Origin of the sequence: Nocardiopsis sp. CNT312 (assembly GCF_000515115.1) — a bacterium.
In the GTDB taxonomy this organism is placed as follows: Bacteria; Actinomycetota; Actinomycetes; order Streptosporangiales; family Streptosporangiaceae; genus Nocardiopsis.
Genome location: NZ_AZXF01000011.1, coordinates 73,550 through 86,186, shown reverse-complemented (window position 1 = coordinate 86,186; position 12,637 = coordinate 73,550). Strand labels below are relative to the sequence as shown.

General features: G+C 71.6%; 11 protein-coding genes and 1 pseudogene. 9 read left to right on the top strand and 3 right to left on the bottom strand.

Going from position 1 to position 12,637, the window contains the following annotated elements; translation table 11 throughout:
* Positions 1 to 36: 36 nt before the first annotated feature.
* Positions 37 to 435, bottom strand: a complete 399-nt coding sequence (locus B042_RS26985) for a hypothetical protein (protein ID WP_369797665.1) — start codon at positions 433 to 435, stop codon at positions 37 to 39.
* A 79-nt stretch (positions 436 to 514) separates the two neighbouring features.
* Positions 515 to 661 (bottom strand): annotated as a pseudogene (locus B042_RS26980) (siderophore-interacting protein); the annotation flags it as partial.
* Between the two features lie 737 nt (positions 662 to 1,398).
* On the opposite strand from B042_RS26980, the gene B042_RS0103180 reads away from it, so the two are divergent.
* The 8 genes from B042_RS0103180 to B042_RS0103145 all read left to right on the top strand — a co-directional run bounded on the left by B042_RS0103180 (position 1,399) and on the right by B042_RS0103145 (position 9,328).
* Positions 1,399 to 2,805, top strand: a complete 1,407-nt coding sequence (locus B042_RS0103180) for a family 2B encapsulin nanocompartment shell protein (RefSeq protein WP_028647021.1) — start codon at positions 1,399 to 1,401, stop codon at positions 2,803 to 2,805.
* A gap of 35 nt (positions 2,806 to 2,840) precedes the next feature.
* The gene (locus tag B042_RS0103175; RefSeq protein ID WP_028647020.1) at positions 2,841 to 4,175 is read left to right on the top strand and encodes a family 2 encapsulin nanocompartment cargo protein terpene cyclase; all 1,335 of its coding nucleotides are present in this window, start codon (positions 2,841 to 2,843) and stop codon (positions 4,173 to 4,175) included.
* Between the two features lie 55 nt (positions 4,176 to 4,230).
* Entirely contained in the window at positions 4,231 to 5,091 is an 861-nt protein-coding gene (locus B042_RS0103170; RefSeq protein WP_028647019.1) for a geranyl diphosphate 2-C-methyltransferase, read from the top strand.
* Positions 5,092 to 5,174: 83 nt separating this feature from the next.
* Positions 5,175 to 5,768, top strand: coding sequence for an isopentenyl-diphosphate Delta-isomerase (idi, locus tag B042_RS0103165; protein WP_028647018.1), 594 nt, complete (start codon positions 5,175 to 5,177; stop codon positions 5,766 to 5,768).
* Positions 5,769 to 5,786: 18 nt separating this feature from the next.
* A complete protein-coding gene (locus B042_RS0103160) occupies positions 5,787 to 6,344 on the top strand; it encodes a class IV adenylate cyclase (RefSeq protein WP_028647017.1) in 558 nt (185 codons plus the stop codon).
* Positions 6,345 to 6,660: 316 nt separating this feature from the next.
* Positions 6,661 to 7,257: a TetR/AcrR family transcriptional regulator gene (locus tag B042_RS0103155; protein WP_028647016.1), complete on the top strand. Its 597-nt coding sequence runs from the start codon at positions 6,661 to 6,663 to the stop codon at positions 7,255 to 7,257.
* A 247-nt stretch (positions 7,258 to 7,504) separates the two neighbouring features.
* Positions 7,505 to 7,885, top strand: a complete 381-nt coding sequence (locus B042_RS24665) for a LysR substrate-binding domain-containing protein (protein ID WP_197024157.1) — start codon at positions 7,505 to 7,507, stop codon at positions 7,883 to 7,885.
* A 102-nt stretch (positions 7,886 to 7,987) separates the two neighbouring features.
* Positions 7,988 to 9,328, top strand: a complete 1,341-nt coding sequence (locus B042_RS0103145; RefSeq protein WP_028647014.1) for a glycoside hydrolase family 6 protein — start codon at positions 7,988 to 7,990, stop codon at positions 9,326 to 9,328.
* 114 nt (positions 9,329 to 9,442) lie between these two features.
* Here B042_RS0103145 and B042_RS0103140 read toward each other — a convergent pair whose 3' ends face one another.
* Positions 9,443 to 10,723 carry an isochorismate synthase MenF gene (locus tag B042_RS0103140; protein WP_028647013.1) on the bottom strand — a complete coding sequence of 427 codons (1,281 nt, stop codon included), beginning with the start codon at positions 10,721 to 10,723 and terminating at the stop codon, positions 9,443 to 9,445.
* A gap of 143 nt (positions 10,724 to 10,866) precedes the next feature.
* Here B042_RS0103140 and B042_RS0103135 point away from each other — a divergent pair, with 143 nt between their 5' ends.
* Positions 10,867 to 12,447, top strand: a complete 1,581-nt coding sequence (locus tag B042_RS0103135; RefSeq protein ID WP_051415431.1) for a glycoside hydrolase family 10 protein — start codon at positions 10,867 to 10,869, stop codon at positions 12,445 to 12,447.
* Positions 12,448 to 12,637: the final 190 nt, after the last annotated feature.

Sequence of the window (12,637 nt, the reverse complement as noted above, 5' to 3'; positions counted from 1 at the left end):
CTCCGATGGTCGCACCGGTGGGCCTGCCGGTGCGGTTCACCGAGGTGTGCGCGCCGTCGCGGGGATCCCGGAGAACCCGGCGGGGCAGGCGATCCGGTTTGCCCGGGGCCTTCCACAGGGCGGACCATGCTTCTGATTCGTCCCACATACAGAATTAGGGTGTACATGCCGGATGTGCGGCACATCGCCCCCTGGCCCGGATGCCGGCCGGGACGGCGCTCGGCGTCCCGGCGGCACGGACGGTCTCCAGGGCCAGACGTCCGGGGCCGGTGCGGGTGTCCTTCCGGGGCAGCCCGTGCGCTGCCATGCCTTGGGGGCCGACGGTCTCCGCGCGTCGGCCCTGGCGGGAACCTCCGGGCAGACCTCGGCGCGCAGGTCCTCGGGGGCCTGACCCAGGATCGAGGCCGCGGCGGGCAGCCCGCTCCCGTCCGCGATGATGAGCCGTCAAGCCGCCCCTGCCGCGGGCAGGTAGCAGACCCCTCGGTCGGGGGTCCGATCCGGAGTCCGGCTGTGCCGCGGTGGCCCAGGCGGAGGCCGCGCCGGCGTCGCCGTGGCCGAGGGGCCCGGTGTCCGTCTCCGGCCTGTCGGCGTCGAAGCGCCGCACCGTGTCGTTGCGCACGGGCGGGCGCTTGGCCGTGGACACGGCCAGGAGCTGCACGTACCAGCCTCTGCTTCCGGCGGAAGGGGCATGTGGAGCTCATCCTGGACCCCTCGGGGCAGGGGGAGGCGCACGCACTGGTCGTGGCGCGCACCGCACGGGCGCGGATCAGCGCGCGCTGCTCGGGCCGGCGGGTCTGCACGGGGGGACTCTGCCAGGGGACAGGGCTGCGGTCGGTTGCACGGTGAGGTTGGGCTAACCAAATTTTGCTCTCGGTTGGGCGGTCCGCCTGGCGGTCGATCCTGTGTGGCCGGATGAGATGTCGTTTATGTGAGTTTTTCTCCTGGAGTTCTGTGGGTCCGGAATGGTGGGGGAGTGGTGATCTTAAATCGGTGGGATGCTCTCTTGGGTGCGGGGAAGAATGTCATGAAATAAAGGGCGAATCGGACTTTTGGGTGAGGTGTGAGTGTGTCTCTTCCTTCCATGGATTCGAGAGTCTATGCAGGTGGAGGCCGATTCCTGTGGCCGGTGGCGTGTGTGAGGAAGGTGGAGTGTCATTCGCATTTCCCGGTATTAGGGCTCTTCGGTCGGGGGCTCCCGCTTCGTGGACGTAAGGGAAATCCGAGAATCGGTTGTGCGGTCAAGGCGGCCCTTTTAGTGTGTTCCTCGGTTTACGGAGCGTGCCCGAAGGTCGACGTGCTGTTCGGCCCGGGTGCCCCACTGCACACGACCCAGCGGAGACCCGCCCGCGGCACGGCCTGCGGACGGGTTCGCGAAAACCACGAGGAGAGACACCGCGGATGTCGATCGACTCAGTCCCCGAGGTGCGGACCGAAGAGCAGCGCAGCCTCGCCACCAGGGCGGCGCGCAACCTGGCCACCACCACCAAGTCCGCCCCGCAGATGCAGGGGATCAGTTCCCGCTGGGTCCAGAAGACGCTTCCGTGGGTGCAGACCGACGGCGGCGCCTACCGGGTCAACCGGCGCCTGACCTACACCATCGGCGACGGGCGGATCGAGTTCAACCAGACCGGCTCGCACGTCCGGGTCATCCCCCAGGAACTCGCCGAGCTGTCCCTGCTGCGGGGCTACGACGACGAGGAGGTCCTGGAGGCCCTCGCCGACCGCTTCGTCCAGCGCGAGTTCGAACCCGGGGACGTGCTCGCCCAGCAGGGCGCGCCGGCCACACACCTCTACCTCCTCGCGCACGGCCGGGTGCACCAGACCTCCCAGGGCCACTACGGGGAGACCAACCGGCTCGGCATCCTGGCCGACGGCGACAAGTTCGGTGAGCGCCACCTCCTCGACTCCGGCGAGCCCACGTGGGAGTACACGGTCAAGGCGGCCACCGCCGGAACGCTCCTCGAACTGCCCCGGGAGCGGTTCATCTCCCTGGTGGACGAGTCACCCAGCCTCCAGACCCAGATCACCCGGGTCCAGAGCCTGCCCCAGCAGCGGCAGAACTCCCACGGCGAGGCCGAGATCGCGCTGGCCTCCGGCCACGAGGGCGAGCCCGACCTGCCCACCACCTTCGCCGACTACGAGCTCCGGCCCCGCGAGTACGAACTCAGCGTCGCCCAGACCGTCCTCAAGGTGCACAGCCGCGTCGCCGACCTCTACAACAAGCCGATGAACCAGACGGAGCACCAGCTCCGCCTGACCATCCAGGCCCTGCGCGAGCGCCAGGAGTACGAGCTCGTCAACAACGCCGACTTCGGCCTGCTCAACAACTGCGACTTCAAACAGCGCATCCAGACCCACAACGGCCCGCCCAGCCCCGACGACATCGACGACCTGCTGACGATGCGGCGCAACACCCAGTTCCTCTACGCCCACCCGCGGGCCATCGCCGCCTTCGGTAAGGAGTGCAACAGCCGGGGTCTCAACATCCCGACCATCGACTTCAACGGCAACCAGGTGCCCTCCTGGCGCGGGGTGCCGATCCTGCCCTGCGGCAAGATCCCGATCTCCGACCACCAGACCTCGTCGATCATCGCCGTGCGTACCGGTGAGGACAACGAGGGCGTCATCGGCCTGCACCAGACCGGCCTGCCCGACGAGGTCGAGCCCGGCCTGAACGCGCGCTTCATGGGCATCGACGACAAGGGCATCATCTCCTACCTGGTCAGCACCTACTACTCCGCCGCGGTGCTCGTCCCGGACGCCCTCGGTGTCCTGGAGAACGTCGAGGTCCACCCGCGTGGCTGACCGCCCGCCGCAGACAGGGAAGGAGGACTGAGACGGTGTCACTGCTGTCCCGGATGTCGGCCTCCGCCGCCACCCACACGGCGGCGGACCTGGTGGACGTGCTGTTGCGCGACCCGCAGCGGCCCGGCCGATCCGACCTGCTCGCACCCCGGCCCGCCCCCGCGGGTACCGGGGAGGCGGCCGCGGCCACCCGGCTGCCGACCGGCCCGCGAGGGCTCGGCAGCGCGGCGGCCACGGCCCTGCTCCCCGAGCGTCCACCCACAGCGGACACGGCAGGGGGCGCCCCCGCGGCCGTGGTGCTCCCCCCCGTTCCACCGGCCCCCTCCGGCCCACGGCTGCCGTCCTCCGACGGCGGCCCGAAGGCCCGGGCCCGGGTTGCCGAGCACCCCGGCAAACGGGGGGACGGCCGGACCGACCTGGTGCTGTACTGCCCGCCCGCCGTCCGGGACGACCCGGCCCTGGGCCGGGAGGTCGACGCACGGCTGGTGGAGTGGGCCGAGGAGGTGGGGATCTACCCCGGGCAACTGGACAAGATCCGCAGGGCCGAGTTCGGACGGCTCATGATGCTCGCCCACCCCGCCACCGACAACCCCGACCGCCTGCTGGCGGCGGCCAAGTGCGCGCTGTCGGAGTGGGCGGTGGACGACCACTACGTCGACGGCGAGGTGGAGGAGGCCCGCCCCGAACTGCTCGGCCAGCGCCTGGCCATCGCCCACTCCGTCATCGACCAGGCCCACCTTCCGCTCGACTACGCCCCGCAACTGGAGGAGGAAGTGCGGGCCGACCCGGTCGCGGTCGCCCTGCGCTCGGCGCTGCGCAACCTGTCCGCCCTGGCCACCTCCGCGCAGGTGCGGCGCCTGCGCCACGAACTGGCGATCATGTTCGTCGCCTACAACCAGGAGGCGGTCTGGGCGACGGCCGGCCAGCGGCCGCCGGTCTGGGAGTTCCTCATGCACCGGCACGAGAACAGCTTCGTGCCCTGCATGGTGCTGGTGGACACCATCGCCGGCTACGAGATCTCCCAGGAGGAGTTCGCCGACCCGCGTGTACGCCGCGTGTTCACCATGGCCGGCACGGCCAGCGTGATCGTCAACGACCTGTACTCCATGGGCAAGGAGGACCCCGGCGACTTCAGCCTGCCCAGACTCATCGCCTCGGAGGAGGACCTCTCCCTCAGCGACGCCGTCGCACGGACCGTCGAGATCCACGACGAGGTGATGCACACCATCGAGGCGGAGGCCTTCGCCCTCGCCACGGCCGGCTCGCCCGAGCTGCGCCGCTTCCTGGCCGACCTGTGGGCCTGGATCGGTGGCAGCCGCGAGTGGCACGCCCAGAGCGGCCGGTACCACCAAACGAACAACGACACCTGAGGGCCCCGCTTCCCCTCGCAACCCGGTAAGCCGAACACGAAGGAGCCACCCCTACATGACGTCCACCATGCCCCAGGCCGACCACGTCCTGCGCACCGACTACCAGCGCTCCGTGGCCGAGTACTGGAACGCCGAGAAGGACCCCGTCAACATCCGCCTCGGTGAGGTCGACGGCTACTACCACCACCACTACGGCCTCGGCGACTACGACCCCTCCGTCCTGGAGGGGCCGGAGGAGACCCGCGACCAGCGCATCATCGAGGAACTGCACCGCCTGGAGACGGCCCAGGCGGACGTACTCCTGGACCACCTCGGCAACATCCGGCCCGAGGACCGCATCATGGACACCGGGTCCGGCCGGGGCGGCACCAGCTTCATGGCCCACCAGCGCTTCGGCTGCCATGTGGACGGGGTGAGCATCTCCCAGCAGCAGGTGGACTTCGCCAACGGCCAGGCCGAGGAGCGCGGCGTCTCCGACAAGGTCGCCTTCCACTTCCGCAATATGCTGGACACCGGGTTCGACACCGGTTCGCTGCGGGCCAGTTGGAACAACGAGTCGACCATGTACGTGGACCTGTTCGAACTCTTCAGCGAGCACGCCCGCCTGCTCCGGCACGGGGGGCGCTACGTCACCATCACCGGCTGCTACAACGACGTGACCGGCGGTCGGTCCAAGGCGGTCAGCCGCATCGACGAGCACTACACCTGCAACATCCACCCGCGCAGCGCCTACTTCAGGGCGATGGCAGCCAACGGTCTCGTCCCGATCAACGTCGTCGACCTCACGGACCAGACGATCCCGTACTGGGAGCTGCGCGCCCAGTCCTCGGTGGCGACCGGTATCGAGGACCCGTTCCTGACCGCCTACAAGGAGGGCAGCTTCCACTACCTGCTCATCGCCGCCGACCGGATCTGATCCGGCCGGTCCCGGGTGCCCGCCGCCGCTGCGGCGGGCACCCCGCCCCTGACCGCAGCGTGCCCAGGCCCCTACCGCGAAGGATGCCCATGTCCACCAGTTCCGTCGCCGCCCGCGCCGCCTCCGCGGACCGAGCCGACGCACCGATCATGCTCGAATTGGTCGACGAGGACGGTGCCACCATCGGCACCGCCGAGAAACTGTCCGCCCACCGGGCGCCGGGGCAACTGCACCGGGCCTTCTCGGTCTTCCTCTTCGACGCCGAGGGCAGGATGCTCCTCCAGCGCCGTGCCCTGGGCAAGTACCACTCGCCCGGGGTGTGGTCCAACACCTGCTGCGGCCACCCCTACCCCGGGGAGGAGCCCTTCGCCGCCGCGGCCCGGCGCGTGGCCGAGGAGCTGGGCACGGCACCCGACCTCATGCGTGCCGCTGGAACGGTGCGCTACCACCACCGCGACCCCGACTCCGAACTGGTCGAGCAGGAGTACAACCACCTCTTCGTGGGGATGGGGCGCGGCGATCTGAAGCCCGATCCCGAAGAGATCGCCGAAACCGTGTTCGCCGACCCCGCCAGGCTGGAGCAGATGATGGCCCAGCACACGTTCTCGGTGTGGTTTCCGACGGTTCTGGACGCCGTGCGGCCCGCGGTGCGCGAACTCGTCGGCGGGTCCTGGTAGGGCACTCCGGGCCGACCGATGCGCGAGATCGAGACCAAGTACCGTGTGGCGGACCTCGACGCCCTCCTGGAGGCCCTCGACCGGGCGGGTGTCGAACTGGGGGAGCCGGTGCTCCAGGACGACCAGGCCTACGCGCCCGCCGACTGGGATCCGGGGATGCCCAGGGCGGGGCGCACCTTCTGCCGTCTGCGTACCCAGGACGGCATGCACGTGTTCACGACCAAGACCCCCTCGGCACTGCCGATGGAGTGTGTGGAGCACGAGTCGGCCGTCGCCGACCGGGCACAGATGCACGCCGCCGTTCTGGCGATGGGCTATGTCCCGAGCCTGCGCATCGTCAAGTACCGCAGGGTGGGTGTGGTCGACCGGATGCTGGTCTGCGTCGACCTCGTCCGCAGGGTCGGCGTGTTCCTGGAACTGGAGATCGTCGCCGACGACGACCGTGACGCCCGAGCCGTCCAGGGGGAGTTGGCCGCCTGGGCACGGAGCCTGGGAGTGGACTTGGAACCCATCAGCGACACCTACGACACGCTCGTGCGTGCAGCCGGGGATCCTGAGGGCGACCGCGTCGAGTGACACCGGTCCCGGGGCCGCCCACCCGTTCAGCGGCCCGCCACGCCGGTGGGCGGCCCTTCGCGTCATCGGCCCCGGCCGAGCCCTCGCCCTTTCCCGGCTTCCCGCGCGACCGGCCGCACGCCTCATGGGGCGCGCCGACGCCGGTGATGCTCTTCAGCCGGGTGCCCGGGCACCGGGCGAAGCCCTCTTCCCCGGCGTTCCGGAAAAGGCTCGGCCCGGGACCCGGCGCTTCGGACGGTTCCCCTGCGGACTGCTCCGAGCCGACCGAAGAATCGGATACCGCCCCAGGTAGGAGAGTCGGCCCTAAGATGGTGATATGGAACGACCATTGGGGCGGACCGAGTCGCCCCGTGAGCGCAAGCGTCGGCGCACGCGCGAGAGCATCGTCGCCGCCGCGCTCGCCCTGTTCGCCGAGCGCGGCTTCGACCGGGTCACCGTCAGCGACATCGCCGACCGTGCCGAGGTCGGCCGGGCCACCTTCTTCCGGTACTTCGGCGACAAGCAGGAGGTGGTCTTCGGCGCTCAGCGCGTGCCCGGCCCCCAGGAGGTCGGCCGCCTCGTCCCGCCGCCGGAACGGCCCCTCGGGGACTCCCTGTCGGCCGCGCTGGCGTACCTGCGCCGGGTTGTGGACGCACTGGCGACCGCCCGGACCGAGGACCGTGAAGCCTATCTGCGCCACGAGCGCCTGCTGGCGGAGAACCCCGACCTGGCCGCCCGGGAGCTCACCAAGCAACGCGACTACGCCGAGGCCATGGCCAGGGCCCTCGGCGACCTGGGCGCCGAGCGCTCCGTGGCGGTCCTGGCCGCCGAACTCGCCACCGCCTGCTACCGCTCCGGCCGCACGCAGGCGGGCGGAGCCCCCGAACGCCTCCCGGCGTTGGTCGACGCCGCCTTCGCCCGTCTGCTGGAGTGAGCCCGTGAAGGCGCCCGGCCCGTCGGGGACCCGAGGACGCCGTCTGGGGCATAGCGCACCTGACCTCGCCTGACAGGCCCTGATGCACCCCCCTGAAAGGTCTTCCGCCCGTCGTCGCGGTCCGTCTCCGGAGAGTCGGGGGCGGGCCGCGGCCCCTGCGGCGCAGCGCTGCGGGAGGCCAAGCGCGGCCAGCGGGCCGTGCTGCGCGCAGCACGGCCGCGCCGCGTTCGGTGAGGTTCTTGAGCGGGTGCGGACCGCTGTCCGGACGCAGGGGCCGTCCCCGCGGGTGCGGCTGTGCACACCGCACTTCGAACCGGTGCGCTCGCTGGTCGCCCAGGGGCTCGGATGCTCGCTGTTCATCCAGCTTCCCCGCATCCGCCGCAGCTACGAGGGGCCGCCCGTCGCGGCCGGGGCGCTGGAGCCCAGGCCGCACCTGGAGCGGGTCTCGTTGGTGCGGACCGCGGGGCACCGCCTCTCCGGCCGGGCCCGGCGGTTCGTGGACCGGGCCCAAGAGGACATCGACGCCTACGCGCCCCAGCCGCCGAGTCCGGGGAGCGGGTGCGAACGCCCCGGTGAAGTTCTCAGCCCCCCTAGTCACGGAGGGGCGCTCGGTGTAGCCTCCCGGTGACTGGGAGCGCTCCCACCCCCCCAGGGGCGCCTTCCAGGGACCCGGCGGGACGACCGGCGGGCCGGAGGAACTGACGGGGAGAGTCTGCGAAGGAATAGAGTCATGTCTCGAACACGAACGGCCGTCGGAGGCGCCTTGGCCGCCGCCGCGGCCCTGGCCACCACGGTGGCACTGCTCGGTACGGTTCCGGCTTCGGCCGACGAGAGCGAGTTCTACGTCAACCCCGACACCTCGGCCGCCGTCTGGGTCCAGGAGAACCCCGGCGACCCCCGGGCCGACGTCATCGGCGACCGCATCGCCTCGGTCGCCCAGGCCACCTGGTTCACCCAGTACAACCCCGACGAGGTCCGCGGCGAGGTCGACGCCCTGGTCAGCGCAGCCGACGCCCAGGATCAAGTCCCCATCATGGTCGTCTATAACATCCCCGGCCGCGACTGCGGCAACCACAGCAGCGGCGGAGCGCCCAGCCACGGGGCCTACCGCGACTGGGTGGACGAGGTGGCCGCCGGGCTGGAGGGCCGCCCCGCCACCATCGTCTTGGAGCCCGACGCGCTTCCGCTGGTGAGCGGGTGCAGCGACCCCACCGAACTCCTGGAGTCGATGGCCTACGCGGGCCAAGCGCTCATGGCGGGCTCCTCCCAGGCCCGGGTCTACTTCGACATCGGAAACTCCGCCTGGCTCTCCCCCCAGCAGGCCGCCGGGCTGCTCAACGGCGCCGACATCGCCGACAGCGCCCACGGCATCGCCACCAACACCTCCAACTACAACCACACCCACGATGAGGTCGCCTACGCCGAGGCGATCATCGCCGCGACCGGGGTATCCGGGCTGGGCGCCGTGATCGACACCAGCCGCAACGGCAACGGCCCCGCTCCCGGCAACGAGTGGTGCGACCCGCCGGGGCGGATGATCGGAACCCCCAGCACCACGGACACCGGGAACCCGCTGATCGACGCCTTCCTGTGGACCAAGCTTCCTGGCGAGGCCGACGGCTGCATCGCTCCCGCCGGGCAGTTCGTGCCCCAGGCCGCCTACGACCTGGCGGTCGACGCCCCCGACCCCACCGAGGAGCCGACCGACGAGCCCACGGAGGAGCCCACCGAGGAACCGACGGAGGAGCCTACGGACGACCCGACCGATCCCGGCGCGGACTGCACCGCCGAGTACGAGATCGTCTCCCAGTGGTCGGGCGGCTTCCAGGCGGCGGTGACCGTCACCGCCCACACCCCCGTCTCGGGCTGGACCGTGGTGTGGGACTACACCGACGGCCAGAGCGTCAGCCACGGGTGGAACGCCCAGATCAGCGGCAGCGGGTCGCGGGTGACCGCCTCCGACACGGGCTGGAACGGCGCGCTCGGTGCCGGCGACAGCGCTGAGTTCGGCTTCACCGGCAGCCACAGCGGCACCAACGGGGTGCCGGACCCGGTGTGCTCCGCAGGGTGAGGCCGCCTCGGGCGTGACGGCTGAACCGCGCGGCGGTCGGTACCGTCACGCCTCCTCCGAGCTCGGGTGCGTCCTGTGTGCCTCCAGCGGGGCGCACCCGTTCACCGGCCCCGCTCAGCGTGGGTCGGTGAGGGCCTCGCGCATCGCCTGGAACTTCGCCTCGGTCTCGGCCAGCTCCGCCCGCGGGTCCGAACCGGCCACGATCCCGCAGCCGGCGAACAGCCGGGCCCGCTCCCCCTCCACACGCGCCGAGCGCAGCGCGATACCCCACTCGGCGTTGCCCGCCCCGTCGAGCCAGCCCACAGGCCCCGCGTAGCCGCCGCGGTCCATCCCCTCCACCTCGGCGATCAGCCGCATGGCTTCCACGGTGGGCGTCCCCCCGACCGCGGCCGTGGGGTGCAGGGCGGCCACCGCCTCCAGCGCCGACACGCCGGGCGCCAGCCGGGCGCTGACCGGGGTGGCCAGGTGCTGGACGTTGGCCAGGGCGAGCAGTTCCGGTGTGTCGGGCACGTCCAGTTCCCGGCTGAGCGGCCCCAGCGCGGTGCGCAGGGAGTCCACGGCCAGTCGGTGCTCCTCGACGTCCTTGGGGGAGGACACCATCTCCTCGGCCAGGCGCCGGTCCTCTCCGGCGTCCCGGCCACGCGGCCGCGTACCGGCCAGGACCAGGGAGGCCAGCCGGTCGCCCTCGCGGCGCAGCAGCAGTTCCGGTGTGGCGCCCACCATGCCGTCCACGGAGAAGGTGAAGCAGCCGGGGTAGCGCAACCGCAGCCGCTCCAGGAGGGTGCGCACGTCGATGGGGGCCTCGGCGACGGCGACGGAGTCGCGGGCCAGGACCGCCTTGTCGAGCAGGCCGGAGCGGATGCGCTCGACGGTGCCGCTGACGGCGTCCGTCCACGCACTGTCGCCGAGCGACCCCGGCTCCCAGGAGAGGGGACCCACCGGCCACGCGGCGGGAAAGGGGACGGGGAGCGTGTCGGGGCTCCCGTCCGGTTCCCCGCTCACGGTGGTCATCCAGGACCGGCCGCCGCGCCTGCCGACCAGGACTTGCGGGACCACCAGCGCGGAGCCCTCGGAGGCGGGGGCGAAGGTGAAGGTGCCGAAGGCGACCAGGCCGGTCCCCGGGAGGGCGACCCCGTCCTCGACGGCGGCGTGCTCCCGCAGCCCGGCGAACCAGTGCGCGCCCCGCGTGAACCGGCCGGTGTCGGTGGGCCCGGCCGGTTCGGGTGCGCCGCCCACGTCCAGCCGCGCGGCCGTACCCCATCCCACGAGACCCTCGCCGCTGTTCAGCCAGGCCAGCGGGGCCTCGGGCGGCAGGAGGCGCACCAGGCTCTCCGTGTCGTCGGGCACGGAGACGGTACGGACGAACAGTTGCGGCGGGGGCGGGACGGCGCTCACGGGAATCGAGTGTAGGACCTCCGCGCGTGACCCGGTCGGGGTCCCCTGCCTGCTCAGGGGCGGCCCCGACTTGACCTCCGCTCCGCGGTCGGGTTCAGTCCCTGCTGACGGGTGATGCGGGTGAGCACGGAAGGGGCGGCCCCATGGGCAGGGACACACGGAGCGGGGCATCGTCGGCGGCTGCGGTCGTGGCCGCGGCGCTGCTGCTGGCGGGGTGTTCCGCTGCCGAGAACGGCGGCGGGGGCGCGGAAGGCGAGCAGGACCCCGTGGGCCTTGCCGCGTGTGCGGACGCCCCCGACAAGCGCGCGATGCGCGGTGCCTGGCTCACCACGGTCCGCAACATCGACTGGCCCTCCGAAACAGGGCTGTCTGCCGACGAACAGCGCGAGGAACTGGACGGCCACCTCGACGCCGCCGCCGGCTTGGGCCTGAACGCCGTCTTCCTCCAGGTGCGGCCCACCGCCGACGCGGTCTACACCTCCGACCTGGAGCCGTGGGCGCGCTACCTCACCGGGGAGCAGGGCGGTGACCCCGGTTACGACCCGTTGGAGTACGCGGTGAGGGGGGCCCACGAGCGCGGTCTGGAACTGCACGCGTGGTTCAACCCCTACCGGATCGGGTTCCAGGACACCGACGTATCGGACCTCGCCGACGGCCACCCGGCCGTGGAGAACCCCGACTGGGTGGTCGAGTACGGCGACGAGGCCTACTTCGACCCCGGCGACCCCGAGGTGCGCGCGTGGGTCACCGGCGTCATCCTCGACGTGGTCGAGCGCTATGACGTGGACGGCGTGCACTTCGACGACTACTTCTACCCCTATCCGAAGGAGGGGGAGGACTTCGACGACGACGCCACCTGGCAGGCCCACGGCGACGGTTTCGACGATCGCGACGACTGGCGCAGGGAGAACGTGAACCGGCTCGTCGCCGACGTGCACGCCGGAATCGAGGAGACCGAGCCGTGGGTGAGCTTCGGTATCTCCCCGTTCGGCATCTGGCGCAACGACGACAGCGACCCGGAGGGGTCGGCGACGGCCGGGCTGGAGTCCTACGGCGCCCAGCACGCCGACACCCTGGCCTGGATCCGAGAGGGCACGGTCGACTACGTCACCCCGCAGCTCTACTGGTACCGCGGCCTCGGCATCGCCGACTACGAGGTCCTGGCCGACTGGTGGTCGGCGCAGGTGGCGGGCACCGGTGTGGACCTGTACATCGGCCAGGCCGCCTACAAGGCGGGTGACGAGCACTGGCGGGGCGAGGACGCGCTGAGCGCGCAGCTCGACTACTCCGCCGACCTGCCCGGTGTCGTCGGCGACGTCTACTTCTCTCTGGGAAGCCTGCGCGGGAACGCCGCCGACGCCTACGGGTACCTTGCGCGCACGCATTACACCCGCCCGGTCCTGCCCGTGGCGACCGCCCCCACCGGCCAGGAGCCCCTGACCGGCCCGGTCGGCGGAGTGGCCGCCGCCTCCGCCGGGGACGGGGTCGAGGTGTCCTGGGAAGCGGCCGAGGGCGCCCGCTTCTACGCGGTATACCGCCTTGCCGACGCCGTGGGGGAGGACGCCTGTGCGGCCGTGGCACCGGAGAACCTGGTCGGCGTTACCGGGGGCACGGCCCTGACCGACCCGGCTCCGGCCGGTGCGGGCGCGGGGTACGCGGTCACCGCCCTGGACGACTACCGGCTCGAAGGGCCGGTCGGCGGGGTCGTCGCCGTCGATGGTTAGGGGATGTGTGCGAAAAGACCGGAACTCTCCTGAGGCCGACGGGGACGTTCATACCCCTTTTCCCGTTCTCCCTGATCACGGCAGGGGAGTACGCGTGCGTGTCTTCGCGTGAGTCCCCCTCGCCGGTGCGGAGAGCGTTCCGGACCGTCCGGACGCAGGGAATGGTGCCCGCAGCGACGGGCCTCTTCCC

What these genes read in the sequence shown, in the direction of transcription:
- B042_RS0103180 (WP_028647021.1), top strand. Translation starts at nt 1,399, where the DNA reads ATGTCGATCGACTCAGTCCCCGAGGTGCGGACCGAAGAGCAGCGCAGC.
- B042_RS0103170 (WP_028647019.1), top strand. Translation starts at nt 4,231, where the DNA reads ATGACGTCCACCATGCCCCAGGCCGACCACGTCCTGCGCACCGACTAC.
- idi (WP_028647018.1), top strand. Translation starts at nt 5,175, where the DNA reads ATGCCCATGTCCACCAGTTCCGTCGCCGCCCGCGCCGCCTCCGCGGAC.
- B042_RS0103160 (WP_028647017.1), top strand. Translation starts at nt 5,787, where the DNA reads ATGCGCGAGATCGAGACCAAGTACCGTGTGGCGGACCTCGACGCCCTC.
- B042_RS0103155 (WP_028647016.1), top strand. Translation starts at nt 6,661, where the DNA reads ATGGAACGACCATTGGGGCGGACCGAGTCGCCCCGTGAGCGCAAGCGT.
- B042_RS0103145 (WP_028647014.1), top strand. Translation starts at nt 7,988, where the DNA reads ATGTCTCGAACACGAACGGCCGTCGGAGGCGCCTTGGCCGCCGCCGCG.
- B042_RS0103135 (WP_051415431.1), top strand. Translation starts at nt 10,867, where the DNA reads ATGGGCAGGGACACACGGAGCGGGGCATCGTCGGCGGCTGCGGTCGTG.